Source organism: Gottfriedia acidiceleris, assembly GCF_036421055.1.
Taxonomy (GTDB): Bacteria; Bacillota; Bacilli; order Bacillales; family Bacillaceae_G; genus Gottfriedia; species Gottfriedia acidiceleris_C.
The window spans coordinates 334,888-351,879 of sequence record NZ_JAZGQS010000001.1 but is presented as its reverse complement, the minus strand read 5'-3'; the positions used below and the strand labels follow the sequence as shown (position 1 = coordinate 351,879).

Here is a 16,992-nt window from a genome sequence, read left to right as displayed (position 1 = left end):
GGCATAAAATGATGTTAAATAGTTCTAATTTTAGTTGAACTAAAGTTCTATTAAAACTTCTTTACCTAGAAAATAGAAAAAGGTGAGAAATCTTAATTTCTCACCAATCCCTACTAAACTGTTATAAACATAAAATAGCCACCTAATCGTTTTATAAGTAATTTTATCTTTAAGGAGGGCCTTTCTTAAAGCGTAACAATTTGATTTTTAACAGCAACGATTATCGCTTGTGAACGACTTTTTACATTCATTTTTTTAAATATCTTGTTTATATGGATCTTTACAGTCCGTTCGCTAATATATAGTTCTTCTGCAATTTCTTTATTGCTTACTCCTTTGACTAATGCGGTTAAAACTTCTTTTTCACGGTGAGTTAGTTCTATAATGAACTGTTTTACCCTTTGATGATTTAAGAGCTTTTTTGTTAGAGAAGGCTGAATGATTGAATCACCACGAAACACTACGCGAATTCCTTCTACTACCTTTTCACCTGGACTATCCTTTAGTAGATACCCGTCCGCTCCAGCATGAAGGGCTGACATGAAATACTCATTATGGTCGTACATTGTCAAAATTAATACTTTACAATTAGGGTTACTTTCTTTAATTTCAGCCGTTATATCAATACCGTTTTGATTTGGTAAGTTAATATCCATCAACACAACATCTGCTTTCGTTTGTTTAATCATTGAAACAATGTCTTCACCTGTAAAGGATTCCCCAACCACCCTCATATCAGATTCTAGATTAATGATTGTACGTATCCCGTCCCTCATTAATGGATGATCATCAACTAAAAGTACATGAATCACATTTTATCCTCCTTTTGATTCGGTATTTTAAGTAAAATAATTGTCCCATTACCAGGGGAACTTTCAATATCTAATGTAGCGTCAATTTTTTCTGCTTGCTCCTGCATAAGCAAAATACCCATATGAGGTTCATTCTGACTTTTTATAATTACTTCATATAAAGAAAAGCCAACACCATTATCTTTTACTTTTAAGATGGTTTCGTCCAGATCATATGAGAGATGGATATCAATTTTATTTGCATTTGAATGCTTTATCGTATTTTGAACACTTTCCTGAAAAATGTTATAAAGGACTTTTTCAACTAAAAACGAAAATTGAAGTGTTTCTCCTTTTTTATGAAAAGAAATAGGAATCTTGTGTATTTTCTCCAGTTGATCGACCTTCTGTTGTATCGCTTCGATCACCCCGACTCTCTCATCCACCTGAGGACGTAGCTCAAAGATTGATTGTCGTAAATCTTTTAAACTAGTACGTAGCTGTTCAATTGTGTGTTCTATTAATGAGTCTTCATTATTATCTATTTGACGATTAGCTCGTTGCGAGACTTCTAACTGAAGGACTAAACCTGCGAGGGTTTGCGCCATCCCATCATGAATTTCACGTGCAATTCGATTTCGTTCTTCGAGAATAAGATTTTTTTTCTGTTCTGAAATAAGTAATTTATTTTTTAATAGACTTGATAATTGGTTACTAAAAGCAGTAATTGAATGAATCTCTTCTAACAAGAAGCTATCCATACCGCTTTTTCCAACAAGTAGCATGCCTAAATGTACACCATCAAATAATAAAGGTGATATTAAGCATGTATTTACATTTTCATCGAATACAGATACATTATGACTTTTCAAAGAAATATTCGAAATAGTCTGAATTTATAGCATATTATCAAAGTATTCTGTATTTATATCTACTTTTTTATCAAGTAGCCCGTCTCCTAGGAAATAGGTCCATTGATTATTCTTTTTTAGAAAAATACCAAAGGAAGTACATGAGAGTACATGCTTTATTTTTTTTCTTAACCCGCCTAAATGACTTGCAGAAACGATTTTATTCAGCTCTGTTGAGATTGTCACCAAAGATTTCAATCTCATTCTTTCTTCTTGTACTTTCGAATAGGAATAGCTAATAATGGAAAGAGCTGCTAATGGCATAAAGAAAAGTAAAGATAATAATGGTTCTTTACCATCGAAGCCTTTTATGGCTATAAGCTGGATGACAATAAGATAACCCATTTCAAATAACAAGACACTCACTTCTTGAATGTTTTTTTGCATCCATGCTTTTTTTGTATAATTCTCTTGATAAAGAAGGAGTAGCAAGTCACAGAGTATATTGTTCACTAGAAAATAAACTGTAGTAAATATAACAACTTTCCAAAGATTAATATGGCCATCATTTGGTGTAATGTTTTGAAAATAAAAGTAATCATTTGTTATGAAATCAGCTATGAATAGACTTAACATAAGCTGGGCAGTATTAAAAAGAATCATACGCGCCTTTCTGCGTTGATAGGTCTGTATAAATAAGTAAGTGATGGACCAACTAATCATTGTTATACTAATATCAAACGTAGAAACCATCGTAAAAGTGATAGAACAACTAAGAGTGGTAGAGATTTTTCCAAAATTCATAGGAAACAGCTCTACTAAGCTAAAAAGAATCCATAAGGAAATAAAAAGAAAACTATTCGTGATTTTTGAGATTGACAAAATAGATGAGAAAAATACAATGTATCCTGCAAGAATAATTGTATAATAATATAAATTTCTGCTTATTCTCCGTATTAAATACGTAAACATGATTTCACCTCAATCGACAACTATAACAAAGAGAAAAAAGAAAAAACCGCCACCAGCAAAATAGAGAATTTTTCTCCACTAGCCAATGTCGGTTGCGTTCTTATATTAGGAACACAACATAATTATAATTTAATTCATTTGAATTATTAATTGACCTTAAGTTATATCTATCTATAACTTTAGTACTAAATATTTGATTAGTAGAACTTTTAATGAGTTTAGGCATGTTTAAAATACTAAAAACAAATTTACCTTCTCATAATCATTATGTTAATAACCAGAATTTTTCGCAACCGGGTTAATGATGCACTGAACTTATCACACAATTTTAACTTTCTTTTATATTTCGACGTAAAACGACATAGTTCACTAAAAAAATAACCCGATTTTTGATTACAAAGAATTAAATCACATTAAATGTTCTTAATTCCTAATGTTTATCCTAACTAAAAAGGATCTTTATCTAGAAAAATATCATTAGTTTTGAATAGATTCATAATTGGTGATATGGGAAAATGGAAGATTATTTGCAATGATAGGATAACAATAAATCTTCGAAATTCATTTGCTACGGTAAGTGATATGATTTTATATGATTGATCCTCAATAAAGTGACCTCACCACTTGCTACTATTAATTCAATGACGCCATCTTCCACACTTTTGAGTACTCCAATTTTCATTGGATCAAGCCCCCCATCAAATACGACAAATTTTCCTTCTTCTTTTTTTAATTGTGTATCAAACAACCGTGAAAATGACATATTTGCATTTTCAGGTAATAAATTGAACTCAGAGTTATAGGGATTGGCATTAAAATTGTAAGGTGTTAGCCATTTTAAATGTGATAAAGGGATATACAACATTTTAAATACTGGTGAATAAAACACGATATAGTCACTTAATACGTTTATAATATTTCCATGAAATGTGATATTACCAGTAACATAAATCTCTGCAAATATTCCTTTTGCATTTGATAATATTTTACGATAAGAGATCGTTCCAATATCTTCAGCTATTGAAGGTCCAGTAGGTTTATCTATTTTGTCTTTATAGTTGTCACTTAGACTAACCCTGTGAACGTGAAGCCATGGTATATAATAGTATTTTTGTCCATTGTATAATACAAGGACGTCTCTACCATAGTCTGTTAGTATTCCTTCAAAATAATTACCACCCGATAATTGTACATAAATTTTTTCGCCAACTAATGATTGTAAATCACTCACTTGCATCTCCTCTTTCTATTAGACTGAAATTATTATTAGGCGAAAACCAGTTGTACCCAATAATATAGTAGAAACAGCGTTACGATTGTTGTTAATGGAATGACAATTAAAGATACATTTAGATAATCCTTCCATTTAATCTTAATTTTATTTTGTTTTAATATGTGCATCCAAATTAGGGATGCTAAAGTACCTACTGGAAGCAATAACGATCCAATATCACTACCGATAATATTAGCTAGATAAATCGTCTTTAATGTAATTGGATCAAGTCCCATTTCTGTTAGAGTAATCGTTCCAACCATTAATGCTGGATGATTATTAAACAGATTAGATAGAATTGATACTAGTCCACCCATGATAAAACTTGCTTGAAATAAGCCTTGATTTACGATTGGTTCACAAAATTTCACTAAAGCAGCAGTTAAACCAGCATTATGGAGACCATAAATAATCACATACATTGAAAAAGCAAAGACTAAAATATGCCAAGGTGTCTTTTTTAAGATATCTACAGGGCTTGTCCGTAAGTGATACCATCTCCAAGTTAATAAGACGAGTGAACCTAGAACTGCTACATATTGAATCGGTATTCCAAGAAATGAAGCGACGAATAATAAGCAGCGCATTAGGAAAACAAATCCTAAAACAATCATCATAAATTTTGTTCTTTTTTGTTTTGTTTCTACTGACATTTTCCCTTTTAAAGGATGAAAATTTTTCATAAAAAATGACTCTTCAATATCATCGGTAGACACCGGCAATTGTTTTGGTAATTTATTTCTTAATACCATATACATTAGCCATGACATAAATAGTAATCCTGTACTTGCAGGGACAAACATCATAGCTGTGTGCATATAAAGAGTCATATGAACAATTTTTAATGCGATTAAGTTTACGATATTGCTTACACCGATTGGTGCACTTGAAGCTGTGGCAATTAATGCTCCGCTAAGGAGATATGGAATTTGTTGATGTGGTTTTAAACGTAAATTTTTTAATAGGAGAATTAAAATTGGAGTTGTAATTAAAATACTGCCATCATTATTAAAGAGTAATGTCATTAAAAAACATAAAAGCTGGATATACCAATATAATCTGCGTCCTGACCCTTTTGCTAAACGTGCGAGTCTTGCAGCAGACCAATGGAAAAATCCAAAACTTTCTAAAATAATCGCCATGACAATCGTCGCGATAATTGTAATAGACGCTTCACCAATTTTGTGAACAATATCGATTAAATTACTTTTCGTTACGATCCCAGTTATTAAAATGATTACTGCTCCAATTGCAGCAGGCCATGCTTCATTTATACCTTTTGGTCTCCAAAAAATGACCGCCATCGTTAATAGAAAAACAGAAGCACTCATTAGAATGTCGAAATTCATAAAACTCACCTTCTTATAAAATATTTTCCAATGAAACTTGTCCATTTGTTATATTATTATTCGAAAATAACAATGATGTTTTAGATGATTTCATTATTTTATGGAAGATGGTTGTTTTACCTATCTAATACAAATGTCCCCTAAAGATAAATAACTATAGTGGCAATTGTCCAATAGTTTCTTTAGAGAAATCACAATGAATATCTTATTTAGTAGGTATTCAACATACATTTTAAATGATCTGCCTTTTTTATATTTTTTCTAATTATATAAACTAGAAATGATCTTTCATTCAGATTAATTATATTTAAATAATTTCTACTATAAAAAAACGATAAAAAAAGGAAGCTCTTTAATAAGAGCTTCCCTAATTAATAAAATCTGTCGTTAATTTTCATAAAAAACGGGAATTCATTTAAGGCAAATGAACAGACTTAATATGGTTTAATCTTAAATAAACTACTTCCCCATTTGCGACAGATAATTCAATTACACTATTTTCAATCGAATTGAGTAAACCAATTTTCATTGGATCATTCCCACCATCAAAAATAACTAGTTTTCCTTCTTCTTTTTTTAATTGAGATTCAAATGAGCGCACAGGGGAGATATTTGATGGATTAATAGGAAAGTTTGCATTATCAATTGAATAAGGTGTTATATTTTGATGATAAGGTGAGAGCCACTTTAGATGGGATAAAGAGATATACATCATTTTAAAGACGGGTGAATAAAAAACGATGTAGTCACTTAAAACACTTGTTATATAGCCATGAAACGTCAAATTACCCGTAACATATATTTCCGAGAAAATCCCTCTTGCATTCGTTAAAACTTTTCTGTAGGAAATTAATTCAATTTCATTTGCAATTGAAGGTTCGTTAGGAGCATCGATCTTGTCTTTAATAAGTTGACATAAATGTACTCGATGTACATGAATCCAAGGGATATAATAATATTTTTGACCATTATATAATACAAGAATGTCTTGTCCTGCATCAGTTAAAATACCTTCAAAAGCTATATCTCCAGATAAAAGTACAAATACTTGTCGATCTAATAATGAATCTAGATAGCCCAACTTTTCTCCCCCCTTTATAAATTTAAATATTTATATTGTCTTCTTATTAAAAAGTAAATAATGTTCTACCTAAATCTACATTTATTTATTCCTACAATTTTACTTTTATTCTTTTATTAATTAAGATATGCATTTAAAAAATGTCTCTATCAGATTGAATATGTGTAATAACATTTATTTCTTACATTGGTAAGGAATCACTTTCTCGATTTTACTTTATTTTTTTGGCTGTATATTGTTGATTTTCTATATTTAATTTATTGGTAGTTTATAAAGAAATGCTACAATAAATGTAATTGTTGTGAGGTGTGAAGAATTGAACACGATATTAGAGGAGTTTTTAACATTAAAAGATATATTAAACTCATTCGATGGACTCGAAAAAGATTTTTATTGGCTTCTAACCGATTTAGAATGGTTTAATTCTGATGAATATCTTGATTACTTTGAAGATTATCGTCTTAATACGTTCTTGATAACTGGTGAAAATCTAAAAAAACTTGCTGAAAAAGAGGATTTTTATTTAATATGGGGTGTATTTTCAGCTTTCGATAAAAAAGAAAAAATTAATTTAGATGATATTAAAAAAGAGCCATATGCAGACGGAAATCCTAATTTTTGGGTTGATAATCCTAAAATACAACATCCTAATGCAGTCGTTGAATTGGTATTTTGGGACTCTTCATTGATATTATTACTTAGTAAAGTTGATGATTTTACTAAAAAATTTAGAAATACATATAACGGGTGCATAGATTTATATTCCTATAATCAATCATAAAATCATGTACAACTAAGCATACATAATCGATGTTTACTAGTTGATTAAAATCTATAATACTATTTACGGAACGTAATGGCAGTATAGTTCTATAAGGGTTATTTGTATATAATTATATTATTTATATAAACTTATTAGCCGGGAGTTGTGTAGTTACAAAATGGATTATAAAAATTTAATAAGTGTCGTTAACGTATTAGAACAAAATAATATTAAATATGCACTAGGAGGCAGTGGTTTACTTTTAAGTTTAGGATTGACTAATGAAGTAAATGATTGGGATCTCACAATTGAATATCCAAAGAATGATTTATTAAATGTACTTAAATCCTTTGATATAAAAGTAATAGGTAGTGGAGATTATCCGTTTGCAAGTAAATATAAATTTCTAATACATAATGATAATCCTAAAGTTGAAATAATCGGTTATTTTTCTATTATAACATCAAATGGAGTTTGTAATTTGCCAACTATATCGGTAAAAGAGTGGAAAGATATTCAAATTGGTAGCCCAGAAGTTTGGTACGTCGCTTACAGTCTTATGAATAGAGTTGAAAAAGCAAATAAACTTTTCTTCTATTTAAAAGTTCACGGAGCTAATGCAAATATAATAGATCGTATGTTAAAAGAACCCCTGCCAAATTATTTAAAGATAAGGCTTAAAGAATTATTATAATATTAAGTTATTAAAACTTAAGCAACTAACGCATTCACTAGTTGAACAACATGTTCGATGATCCAGAGATAAACACATTTTTTTATTATAGAAAGGAGGCTTACATCTTATGACATTTAGCGACCGTTTTTTTAAGAACAGGGTAAAGCATATCGTAATTATTCAAATGCTATTGGGAATTCCAATCACAGTATTATTTATTCTTTCTTTAAAATCATATCCCACTAATTTTTTCTATTCTGGACTTATAGGAATAACACTTGCGGTATATATGTTATTATCGGGGATAGAGCAATATATTTTAAACAAGAAAAGCTGGTCATTTACCTTCTTTTTCTTATCGATCGTTATAATTTTAGTTGCAGCACAAAGCTTTTACATATCACAACTACATAAATAACTCTTATTATTAACGAATGCTTTAGTTGAACAACAAGATTTACTTTAGCAACTCAGATGTCAAATAATTAAAATTAAATAAAGAACTTTATGTTTATGTTGAAAATGATGTAAATTTGAATGATAGAATCCCTCATTCTTTAAGAAGTTTGAACCAAGATATTATGATGTTAGCTGGTATGAATGTTACCGTTGTATAAGGATTAAATATTAAAAATCCAGAGGAGGCGTTACAAATGAAATTTATGATGGTTGTGAAGGCATCAAAGGATTCTGAAGCAGGGACAATGCCTGAAGAGCAAATGGATCAAATGTTTGCTGCGATGAAGAACTATAATGAAGAACTGAAGAAAGCTGGTGTTTTGGTGGCAGTCGGTGGACTCCATCCAAGCTCCAACGGTATTCGTATTTCTTACCCTGTTCCCGGAGAACCGCCGATTATTACAGAGGGACCTTTTGCTGAAGTCAATGAGTTGATTGCAGGATATTGGTTCATAGATGTAAAGTCTCGCGAGGAAGCCATCGAGTGGGCAATGCGGGCACCAGATCCGCATGGTCTTGGAGAAGGACAGATTGAGTTACGTCAAGTATTCGAATAGACTAGTTGGCTAAACATAGGAGTAAGAATGATTCAAAAGATGTGATTCTATATTAGGCATCAGAGCAAAAAATTGACCTTAAAAACAACACAAAAAGAAACCCTTTGTTCGAGCTGGAACGAAGGGTTTCTTTTGTTATAAAATATTATACCTTTTAATCTTAATACACATCACGTTGATAACGCCCTTGCTTCTGCATATCTTTAAGATGTGCTTCAGCTGCATCGCGATCCATTGAACCTTCTTTTTCAAGAATCGTAATAAGCGCTTCGTTAACGTCTTTAGCCATATATTCCTTATCACCACAAACGTAGAAATAAGCTCCTTTTTCAATCCATTCATACAATTCTTTGCTATTTTCAAGCATTTTATGTTGCACATAGACTTTTTGATCCGTATCACGAGAGAATGCAGTATCAATTTTCGTTAATACACCATCTTGTTGATATTTTTCTAACTCGCTTTTATAAAGGAAATCTGACGCTTCATGCTGGTCTCCAAAAAATAACCATGAACGGCCAGTGACTTTATTGACTGCTCTTTCTTGGATAAACGAGCGGAATGGTGCAATACCCGTTCCAGGTCCAACCATAATAATATCTTTGTCCCCAGACTCTGGCAAATAGAAATGTTTATTTGCTTGAACATAAACTGGAAGAGTATCTCCTTCTTTAATACGTTCTGAACATAAAACAGAACAAACACCTTTTCGTTCACGTCCATGTGCAGTGTAGCGTACTGCACCAATTGTTAGATGAACTTCATCCGGATTTGCAGCAAGACTGCTTGCAATTGAATATAGTCGCGGTGTCATTTTTCTTAGTAATGAAACGATTTCTTGAGCAGATGCACTCCATGGTCCAAAATCACGTAACATATCAAGTAAATCTCGTCCATAGCAATATTCCTTTAGTTGCGTTGCATTTTCAACCAACACAAGGTTTTTCAGATCTTCGTTTTCTGTAAATACAGCTGCCTGTTGTAATATCTTTTTAGTCAACAGTGTAATTTCAAAGTAGGATGTAAGCGCTTCTTTTAAAGATAGTGTTTCACCTTGCTTACCAACAGTAACAATGGCTTCTGCATCCCATTTCATTTCATTTATAAGAGCAGCAACTAACTCTGGATCATTCGAAGGAATCACACCAAGTGCAGCACCTGGGACATAAGTAAATCCTGACCCTTTCAATGATAATTCAATATGCCTTGTTTCCTTGTTTGAGTCAGTTCCATTTAAATTAATATTTTTAAGAACCGTCGCTGGAAATGGATTGGTTCTTGAATATGGGAGTTTCTCATTTGTAGTATCGTTTAAAGTAGATTTCATTACTCGTAACCTCCAAGAATTGTTTATATAACTAAGATAACATAGAAGTGGGAAATAATGTATTACCATCTACGACTTTTTTACCTTTTTTTATACTTTTCTTTAGCCAGATGTCCCAAAATCTAACGTATTCTCCTTTTGTCTACTTCTAATACAGGGAATTTTTAGAGAATATACTTAAAAACTGAAGAGGATAAATAAAATATTAGTAGTATCTAATCTATAACCTATTTTAAAAATAAGCAGTTACTAATCATTGGGAGGAAAAAACTCATGAAGAGTTTTACGAAGCAAGAAAATAGTTGGATTTTCTACGATTGGGCCAATTCAGCTTATTCTATTATTATTAGTACTGCCGTATTCCCTCTTTTTTATAAAGCTTCTGCTTCAAAAGCCGGAATAAGTGCGTCTGATTCTACTGCTTATCTAGGTTATACGATCGCAATATCTACTTTCCTATTAGCTATGTTAAGTCCAATTCTTGGAACAATTGCTGACTATAAGGGATTTAAAAAGAAGCTCTTTACTTTCTTTTTTACTCTCGGTGTTTCTTTTACTGCACTACTTACTTTTATTCCGAATGATAATTGGCTTTTACTATTGATTTGTTATACAATCACAGCTATTGGCTTTGCTGGTGCGAATGTATTTTATGACGCTTTTTTAGTAGATGTTACATCAGAGGAACGTATGAATAAAGTATCCGCTCGAGGTTTTAGTTTAGGATATATAGGTAGCACAATCCCATTTATCATTAGCATTGCAATGATCGTATTAGCTCAAAAGGAGATACTTCCAATTTCAACAACTCTCGCAAGTCAAATTGCCTTTCTCATAACTGCTGTCTGGTGGGGTATTTTTACAATTCCTTTGTTACGAAACGTTCACCAAAATTATTTTATTGAACCTGAACAAAATCCTGTATTAAGTAGCTTTAAGAGGCTAGGAAAAACCTTTAATAATATCCGACAATACCGTGCTTTATTTATATTTTTACTTGCATATTTCTTTTATATCGATGGCGTTGGGACAATTATTACGATGTCAACAGCTTATGGAACTGACCTTGGAATCAGTTCAACAAATCTATTAATTATTTTGTTTGTCACACAGGTCGTTGCTGCTTTTTTTGCAATTATTTATGGAAAACTTGCAGATCATTTTTCGGGTAAATCTATGCTTTATGTTGGTATCATTATTTATATGATTGTTTGCATCTATGCTTACTTTTTGAATTCTACTCTAGACTTTTGGATATTAGCTATGCTCGTTGCCACATCACAAGGTGGAATCCAAGCTTTAAGTCGTTCATATTTCGCAAAACTTGTACCTAAAGAAAAATCAAATGAGTTTTTTGGATTCTATAATATTTTCGGTAAATTTGCATCGATCATGGGACCATTAATAGTCGGCTTGACGGCTCAAATTACAGGTCATTCCAATATGGGTGTATTTAGTCTTATTATTCTATTTGTTATTGGTATCTTCTTTTTAACTCGTGTATCTGAACCGAATAATACAGAAGTAGCGAAAACTACAAATTACTAAAAAAGATATGGGTTTCCAAATTAGAAGATTTTTCCTTATTATACTAAAATTGGATAAGTGAAAATGCTGTTAAATAGAAAGATTGAAAAAAGAGAGTGTTAATTACTAAACACTCTCTTTTTTTAATCTATCTTCGATGCTCAACTAAGTCAATCGCCCCTAATACAATATGGGCTAAACCAAAACCAAAAATTGTATTTGCGATCATTTTATTCGTTCCACGTTTTTGCTTCAATGCATAACCAGTAGCTGTTACCGCAGAACCTAAAACTGTTGGGATTAAACCTTCACGAATAGTCATATAAGTTAACCTCCACATCGAAGTTTATGATGTAAATTACACCATATATTTAGTATCAGCTATTATAATTCTATCTATGTAAAAAATTAAAAAGCAACATGAATCTAAAATCCAGCTATGTAATTTCATGAAATTGAAGTCACTAAAGAATCAGATTTCCTCCTTTACCCTTATAATTTAAAGTTAGCTTTTTACTCTTACATATTTTTAATTTTGAAAAAAAACCTATCTTATAAAAGTCTTAAGATAGGTTTAGTGTATATTATGAACCAAAATCATTAATGGCTCTTTTATTCGTTTCAAAGCTATTTATTATCACTTGTATTTTTTACTAACCAATTTTTGATAAATTACTTTATTTTATTTGCTTCATAAAGATTTATTTGAATAGGCGCTGTAAGGAATTCTTTTGCTTTTTCAGCAAACGCTGTAAAATGAGCACTTGTATTATGTGCGGCAACAGCATTTAAATCTTTCCAAATTTCGACCATGATATATTCATTTTCCCTATCTGTTTGTTTTGTCAAATCGTAAGAAATATTACCTTCTTCTGCTCTTGATAAATCTAATAAAGAAGTCATTTCCTCTAAAAATTTCGTTTCTTTTGATGAATCAATTGTCATTTTCGCATGAATAATAATCATGGTATTTACCTTCTTTCATTGTGTTTTGTTATATAGTATTTTTTATTTTTTATTTCCACTCTGCGACACGTTCCACTGGTAATCGCACAGATTGATATCCTGCATCAACAGCTTTACCGATTGAGATTAACATAACTGGAACATATCTGTCTTTATCCATACCGAATGCTTCTGCAATTTTGTCCTTTTCGAAGCCACCGATTGGACAAGTGTCATAACCATAAGCACGAGCAGTTAGCATAAATTGCATTGCTACCAAACCACCATCTATTAAAACTGTATCTTTCATTTGCTCTTTCGAACTGTTTGCAAAGAAACCACTTAGTGTTTCTAGTTGCTTCTCTTTAACGTCTGCTGGCATATAACCTAATTCAACTGCACGGCCATATATTTCTTCAGCATAGTCAAAATTATTTAAGTCCCCAAATAGTGCAATCATCGCAGAAGAAGTTTCAACTTGTGATTGATTAAAGCGAGCTAATGGCGCTAATGTAGCTTTTGCTTCATCACTTTCAATTACTAAGAACCTCCAAGGTTGCATGTTTACTGAAGAAGGGGCTAAAGTAGCCGTTTCAATAATTTCATGCATTTCCTCCACTGGGATTTTAACATTTGAATCATATTTGCGGATTGAGCGTCTTCCTTTTAAAATTTCGTTAAAATTATTAGTTAATGTTGTCGTAGTCATAGTTGTATTCTCCTCTTTACAAATTTATAAGTTTTATTTAGTTATCTCGATCAGAATTAATTTGGTACATATTTTTTTGTATTCGGTTTAAATATTCAAGCGTTAGGTCAATTTCTTCTTCAGTAAAGCCAATAAGCATTTTCTCTACAAACTCTACTTTTTCCTTCCATAAACTAGACATTTGATCTTGTCCAATTTGTGTTAATCTAACTAACGTTAATCTGTTATCAGTCTCACACTTTCTTCTAGTGATCTTTCCATTTAACTCAAGTTGTTTTAAATGTCTAGTGATTGCAGCACTATCAATCTTTAAATTTTTTTGAAGTTGAGATTGACTAGTTTCACCGTATTCAAACAATTGATTTAAAATTTCTAATCGTGATTGACTAATCCCCATACATTTTTCAAATGTTGTTTCAATTTGAACTTTTAATTCTTTTAACAGTGATAGTACTTTTGTTTCTTTTGTATTAGGCACGCGCTACCTCCAAAAAAATATGATGAAATTTTATTAACAGTTAATAATTATTGATACATCAATCATTGACGGGTCAAACATTGATACGTCAATTAATATACACCCTAGTCACACATAAAACAAGTACAAAATCAAAATTTAATGTTGTTTTAAATTTCAGATGATTCAATTTCAATTTCGTTTCTTTTTTAATCTCACATAATGCATCTGTCACCCAGAGGTTTCATGTCAAAAAAGGATGAGACCTTTTTACTAAGAACGGTTACATACTGTATAACTTTCCCAACAATTATGCATTAAATTTATTTTGCAATTTTTAAAGAAACGCTCATTGATTTTGTCGGAAAAACTTTCACTATCATATAAACATAAATTTTCCTAACTAAGGAAAACATAAAACCTAGTAAATAGTAAAAATTTAATTGTAAGAAGAAAGGTGATGAAATGGAACTCTACAACGATAATCGGACTTATCATCCTGGAGATATTGTCTATGTTTTTTACCGAAATCCCCATACACAAAATGTAGCAAATATTCAAGCTGCAGCAGTTGTAAACAATCCAGAAAACCCCAATGAGTTAGCCTTATTTTTATATGAAACTTATTACCCTCTATCAAGTGAGATGGCTGTTTATTCTACTGAAGAAGAAGCTAACCAAGCATATAATTATTATTATGGAGATGCTACTGAGGAGAAATTTGAATGAATAAGCCTTTTACACCAAAGCTAGTATATTTCGAACCAAGTGCATTAGATTATCCATTAGGAAGAGAGCTTCAGGCAAAGTTTGAAAAAATGGGGCTCGAAATTCGCCATACAACTTCGCATAATCAAGTAAGAAATCTCCCAGGCGAAAACGATCTTCAAAGATACAGAGTGGCAAAGTCAACACTTGTTGTCGGGGTTAGAAAAACACTTAAATTTGACACTTCAAAGCCATCAGCAGAATATGCAATTCCTTTCGCAACCGGCTGCATGGGGCATTGTCATTATTGCTATTTACAAACTACTATGGGTAGCAAGCCGTATATCCGTACATATGTAAACGTCGATGAAATATTAGAAACTGCTGACAAATACATGATGGAGCGAGCACCTTCAATAACAAGGTTTGAAGCATCTTGTACGTCCGATATTGTTGGAATTGATCATTTAACACATACATTAAAAAGAGCGATAGAACATTTTGGTGAATCTGAGTATGGAAAATTGAGATTTGTTACAAAATTTCATCATGTGGATCACTTACTCGATGCAAAACATAATGGAAAAACTCGATTTCGATTTAGTGTTAACGCTGATTATGTGATCAAGAACTTTGAACCTGGGACTTCACCATTGGAAAAAAGAATTGAGGCAGCAGGAAAAGTAGCAAGAGCTGGTTATCCTCTTGGTTTTATCGTAGCACCAATTTATCTGCACGAAGGATGGGAAGAAGGTTATCTTCATATGTTTGAAAGGTTGGAAGCGGAACTCCCACCCGAAGCAAAAAAAGATTTAACTTTTGAGTTTATTCAACATCGTTTTACAAAACCAGCAAAAAGAGTAATTGAAAAAAACTACCCTATGACAAAATTAGAATTAGATGAAGAAAAAAGACGGTATAAGTGGGGTAAGTATGGCATTGGAAAATACATCTATCAAAAAGAAGAAGAAGAAGCTTTAAAATCTACCCTTTATCGCTACATGGAAAAATTTTTCCCGAATGCAAAATTGGAATATTTCACGTGAGAGTTATATTCTTGAACTTTACATAGGAGTATATAAGGGGCTATCTCAGAAGCCTTTAGAATAAGATTTTTATAATAGTGTAAGCTGATTCGTTCCCTTGCAAATTACAAAAAGACAGATAGCTCCCTTATTTAACTAATTGTTCTGTTAATTTAAGGGAGTCTTTTCTTTAAACTATTTTTTTATGGGATGAATTTCTAGTTTCGTTATCATTCTCCAAAACCATTCTAACAGTCCTATTCTAAAATATTTTAACCAGAGTTTACTTAAGTAAATCTGTGTCGAATAAATGAAAAAAGTAATAGCGACTGCTTGCCAAGTACTTATTTTCCCATATAATCCTAACCCGTAACCATAGAATAAAATAGAATAGATAATTGATTGGAAAATATAATTTGATAAAGCTAATCGTCCTGTATACTCAAAGTTTTTTAATAATTTATTAAAATGATTATTTTTAAATAATAGGATAAAACATGATGCAAAACTTAATGATAATATTGGACCTGTTAAAAACTGGTTGAAAAACAAAACAATTACACTTGATAACGGAGGAAGCGTTTCAAACATTAAAATGATAATTGAATTGAATAATAAACCAATGACCAAACCCCATTTTGCAATTTTGGAGAATAGTTGTTTATTATTTTCAATATCATTTAAGTATCCTTTTTTCCCTACAAAATAACCTAGTAAAAACATAGATAATACTGAGGGAATTCTTGAAAATAGTAAAGGGAAAATTCCAATATAACCTACTATTCTTTCTTTAGCTGCTTGAAAAAAAGCACTATTTGTTAAAAGATAATTGGATTCAATTTGTCCTTTCTTAAATTCATTGAATAAAGAAACATCAACATGATGTATTTGAACTCAATACTCTGGTATATTTCTCAACACTGTTATGATAATCAATACTAATATAAGTAATAAAATAGGTATAATTAGTAGTCCACCTACCCATTTGATAAGTTTTTTTTCACTATAATTCCTAAATAAAAGTAAGATTGACCCTACAAGTGCATAAAGTAATAAAATATCACCATCCCATAAAAAATAAATATGCGCTAGTCCAAATAAAAATAATCCAAGTAACCTACGAGTAAATTGTGGAATGAATAATTTATTTTTTTTACTCGCATTAATTAGTTGGATTGAAAACCCTACTCCAAATAAGAAAGAAAAAAGAGTGAAAAATTTTGATTCAACTAATAATAGCAAAATTGTGGTCACCCAATTGTCAATTTCATTGTTACTTTTAACAAATCCAGGCGGACCACCAATTGTAAATGAAGCTATGTTTATCGTAAAAATTCCATATAAAGCAAAACCACGAAGTGCATCTAATATGTTAATCCGATTTTCCGAAGAACCGACTAGTTTTCCCATCTACTCTACTCCAATTTTTTAGTTCTTTTCATTATAAAGAGATCAGGTATTTAGCAAAGAAGAGCATTAAAATATCACTTTACACTTAATTTCTATTAAAAGAGCTTTCTTC

20 protein-coding genes are annotated in these 16,992 nt (G+C 31.3%); 7 read left to right on the top strand and 13 right to left on the bottom strand.

What is annotated here, in order from left to right; translation table 11 throughout:
- Window positions 1–185 precede the first annotated feature (185 nt).
- The 6 genes from RAH41_RS01650 to RAH41_RS01625 form a co-directional block, all read right to left on the bottom strand.
- Window positions 186–812: a response regulator transcription factor gene (locus RAH41_RS01650; protein WP_331220150.1), complete on the bottom strand. Its 627-nt coding sequence runs from the start codon at window positions 810–812 to the stop codon at window positions 186–188.
- Entirely contained in the window at window positions 809–1,663 is an 855-nt protein-coding gene (locus RAH41_RS01645) for a sensor histidine kinase (protein ID WP_331220149.1), read from the bottom strand. The genes RAH41_RS01650 and RAH41_RS01645 overlap by 4 nt, the downstream gene beginning before the upstream one ends.
- A 24-nt stretch (window positions 1,664–1,687) precedes the next feature.
- Window positions 1,688–2,305, bottom strand: coding sequence for a hypothetical protein (locus RAH41_RS01640; protein WP_331220148.1), 618 nt, complete (start codon window positions 2,303–2,305; stop codon window positions 1,688–1,690).
- 877 nt (window positions 2,306–3,182) lie between these two features.
- Entirely contained in the window at window positions 3,183–3,845 is a 663-nt protein-coding gene (locus tag RAH41_RS01635) for a DUF2642 domain-containing protein (RefSeq protein WP_331220147.1), read from the bottom strand.
- 35 nt (window positions 3,846–3,880) lie between these two features.
- Window positions 3,881–5,236 carry an arsenic transporter gene (locus RAH41_RS01630; protein WP_331220146.1) on the bottom strand — a complete coding sequence of 452 codons (1,356 nt, stop codon included), beginning with the start codon at window positions 5,234–5,236 and terminating at the stop codon, window positions 3,881–3,883.
- A gap of 415 nt (window positions 5,237–5,651) precedes the next feature.
- On the bottom strand, window positions 5,652–6,317 hold the full coding sequence (locus RAH41_RS01625; protein WP_331220144.1) for a DUF2642 domain-containing protein: 666 nt from the start codon (window positions 6,315–6,317) through the stop codon (window positions 5,652–5,654).
- Window positions 6,318–6,633: 316 nt separating this feature from the next.
- Between RAH41_RS01625 and RAH41_RS01620 the strand changes: the two genes are divergently transcribed.
- From RAH41_RS01620 to RAH41_RS01605, 4 genes are all read left to right on the top strand, one after another.
- Window positions 6,634–7,098: a hypothetical protein gene (locus RAH41_RS01620; RefSeq protein ID WP_331220143.1), complete on the top strand. Its 465-nt coding sequence runs from the start codon at window positions 6,634–6,636 to the stop codon at window positions 7,096–7,098.
- A gap of 160 nt (window positions 7,099–7,258) precedes the next feature.
- On the top strand, window positions 7,259–7,774 hold the full coding sequence (locus tag RAH41_RS01615; protein ID WP_331220142.1) for a hypothetical protein: 516 nt from the start codon (window positions 7,259–7,261) through the stop codon (window positions 7,772–7,774).
- A 109-nt stretch (window positions 7,775–7,883) separates the two neighbouring features.
- Complete coding sequence (locus RAH41_RS01610) at window positions 7,884–8,174, top strand: hypothetical protein (RefSeq protein WP_331220140.1); 291 nt, start codon at window positions 7,884–7,886, stop codon at window positions 8,172–8,174.
- A gap of 235 nt (window positions 8,175–8,409) precedes the next feature.
- The gene (locus tag RAH41_RS01605) at window positions 8,410–8,772 is read left to right on the top strand and encodes a YciI family protein (protein ID WP_331220138.1); all 363 of its coding nucleotides are present in this window, start codon (window positions 8,410–8,412) and stop codon (window positions 8,770–8,772) included.
- Window positions 8,773–8,932: 160 nt separating this feature from the next.
- On the opposite strand, the gene RAH41_RS01600 is transcribed toward RAH41_RS01605, so the two are convergent.
- Window positions 8,933–10,168 (bottom strand): sulfite reductase subunit alpha, encoded by a 1,236-nt coding sequence (locus RAH41_RS01600; protein WP_419471546.1) that lies wholly within the window; start codon window positions 10,166–10,168, stop codon window positions 8,933–8,935.
- A gap of 204 nt (window positions 10,169–10,372) precedes the next feature.
- On the opposite strand from RAH41_RS01600, the gene RAH41_RS01595 reads away from it, so the two are divergent.
- A complete protein-coding gene (locus tag RAH41_RS01595; protein WP_331220134.1) occupies window positions 10,373–11,647 on the top strand; it encodes an MFS transporter in 1,275 nt (424 codons plus the stop codon).
- 127 nt (window positions 11,648–11,774) lie between these two features.
- Here RAH41_RS01595 and RAH41_RS01590 read toward each other — a convergent pair whose 3' ends face one another.
- From RAH41_RS01590 to RAH41_RS01575, 4 genes are all read right to left on the bottom strand, one after another.
- Window positions 11,775–11,948, bottom strand: a complete 174-nt coding sequence (locus RAH41_RS01590; protein WP_331220132.1) for an asparagine synthase — start codon at window positions 11,946–11,948, stop codon at window positions 11,775–11,777.
- Between the two features lie 350 nt (window positions 11,949–12,298).
- Complete coding sequence (locus RAH41_RS01585; protein ID WP_331220131.1) at window positions 12,299–12,592, bottom strand: putative quinol monooxygenase; 294 nt, start codon at window positions 12,590–12,592, stop codon at window positions 12,299–12,301.
- Window positions 12,593–12,641: 49 nt separating this feature from the next.
- Window positions 12,642–13,280: a nitroreductase family protein gene (locus RAH41_RS01580; RefSeq protein WP_331220130.1), complete on the bottom strand. Its 639-nt coding sequence runs from the start codon at window positions 13,278–13,280 to the stop codon at window positions 12,642–12,644.
- A 37-nt stretch (window positions 13,281–13,317) separates the two neighbouring features.
- The gene (locus RAH41_RS01575; protein ID WP_331220128.1) at window positions 13,318–13,758 is read right to left on the bottom strand and encodes a MarR family winged helix-turn-helix transcriptional regulator; all 441 of its coding nucleotides are present in this window, start codon (window positions 13,756–13,758) and stop codon (window positions 13,318–13,320) included.
- 444 nt (window positions 13,759–14,202) lie between these two features.
- Here RAH41_RS01575 and RAH41_RS01570 point away from each other — a divergent pair, with 444 nt between their 5' ends.
- Both RAH41_RS01570 and splB read left to right on the top strand, forming a co-directional pair.
- A complete protein-coding gene (locus RAH41_RS01570; RefSeq protein ID WP_331220127.1) occupies window positions 14,203–14,466 on the top strand; it encodes a transcriptional regulator SplA domain-containing protein in 264 nt (87 codons plus the stop codon).
- Window positions 14,463–15,491 (top strand): spore photoproduct lyase, encoded by a 1,029-nt coding sequence (gene splB / locus RAH41_RS01565; RefSeq protein WP_331220126.1) that lies wholly within the window; start codon window positions 14,463–14,465, stop codon window positions 15,489–15,491. Before RAH41_RS01570 ends, splB begins: the two co-directional genes overlap by 4 nt.
- Window positions 15,492–15,665: 174 nt before the next feature.
- On the opposite strand, the gene RAH41_RS01560 is transcribed toward splB, so the two are convergent.
- Both RAH41_RS01560 and RAH41_RS01555 read right to left on the bottom strand, forming a co-directional pair.
- Entirely contained in the window at window positions 15,666–16,193 is a 528-nt protein-coding gene (locus RAH41_RS01560; protein WP_331220125.1) for a DUF418 domain-containing protein, read from the bottom strand.
- Window positions 16,194–16,364: 171 nt separating this feature from the next.
- The gene (locus RAH41_RS01555; protein ID WP_331220124.1) at window positions 16,365–16,880 is read right to left on the bottom strand and encodes a hypothetical protein; all 516 of its coding nucleotides are present in this window, start codon (window positions 16,878–16,880) and stop codon (window positions 16,365–16,367) included.
- Between the last annotated feature and the right edge of the window lie 112 nt (window positions 16,881–16,992).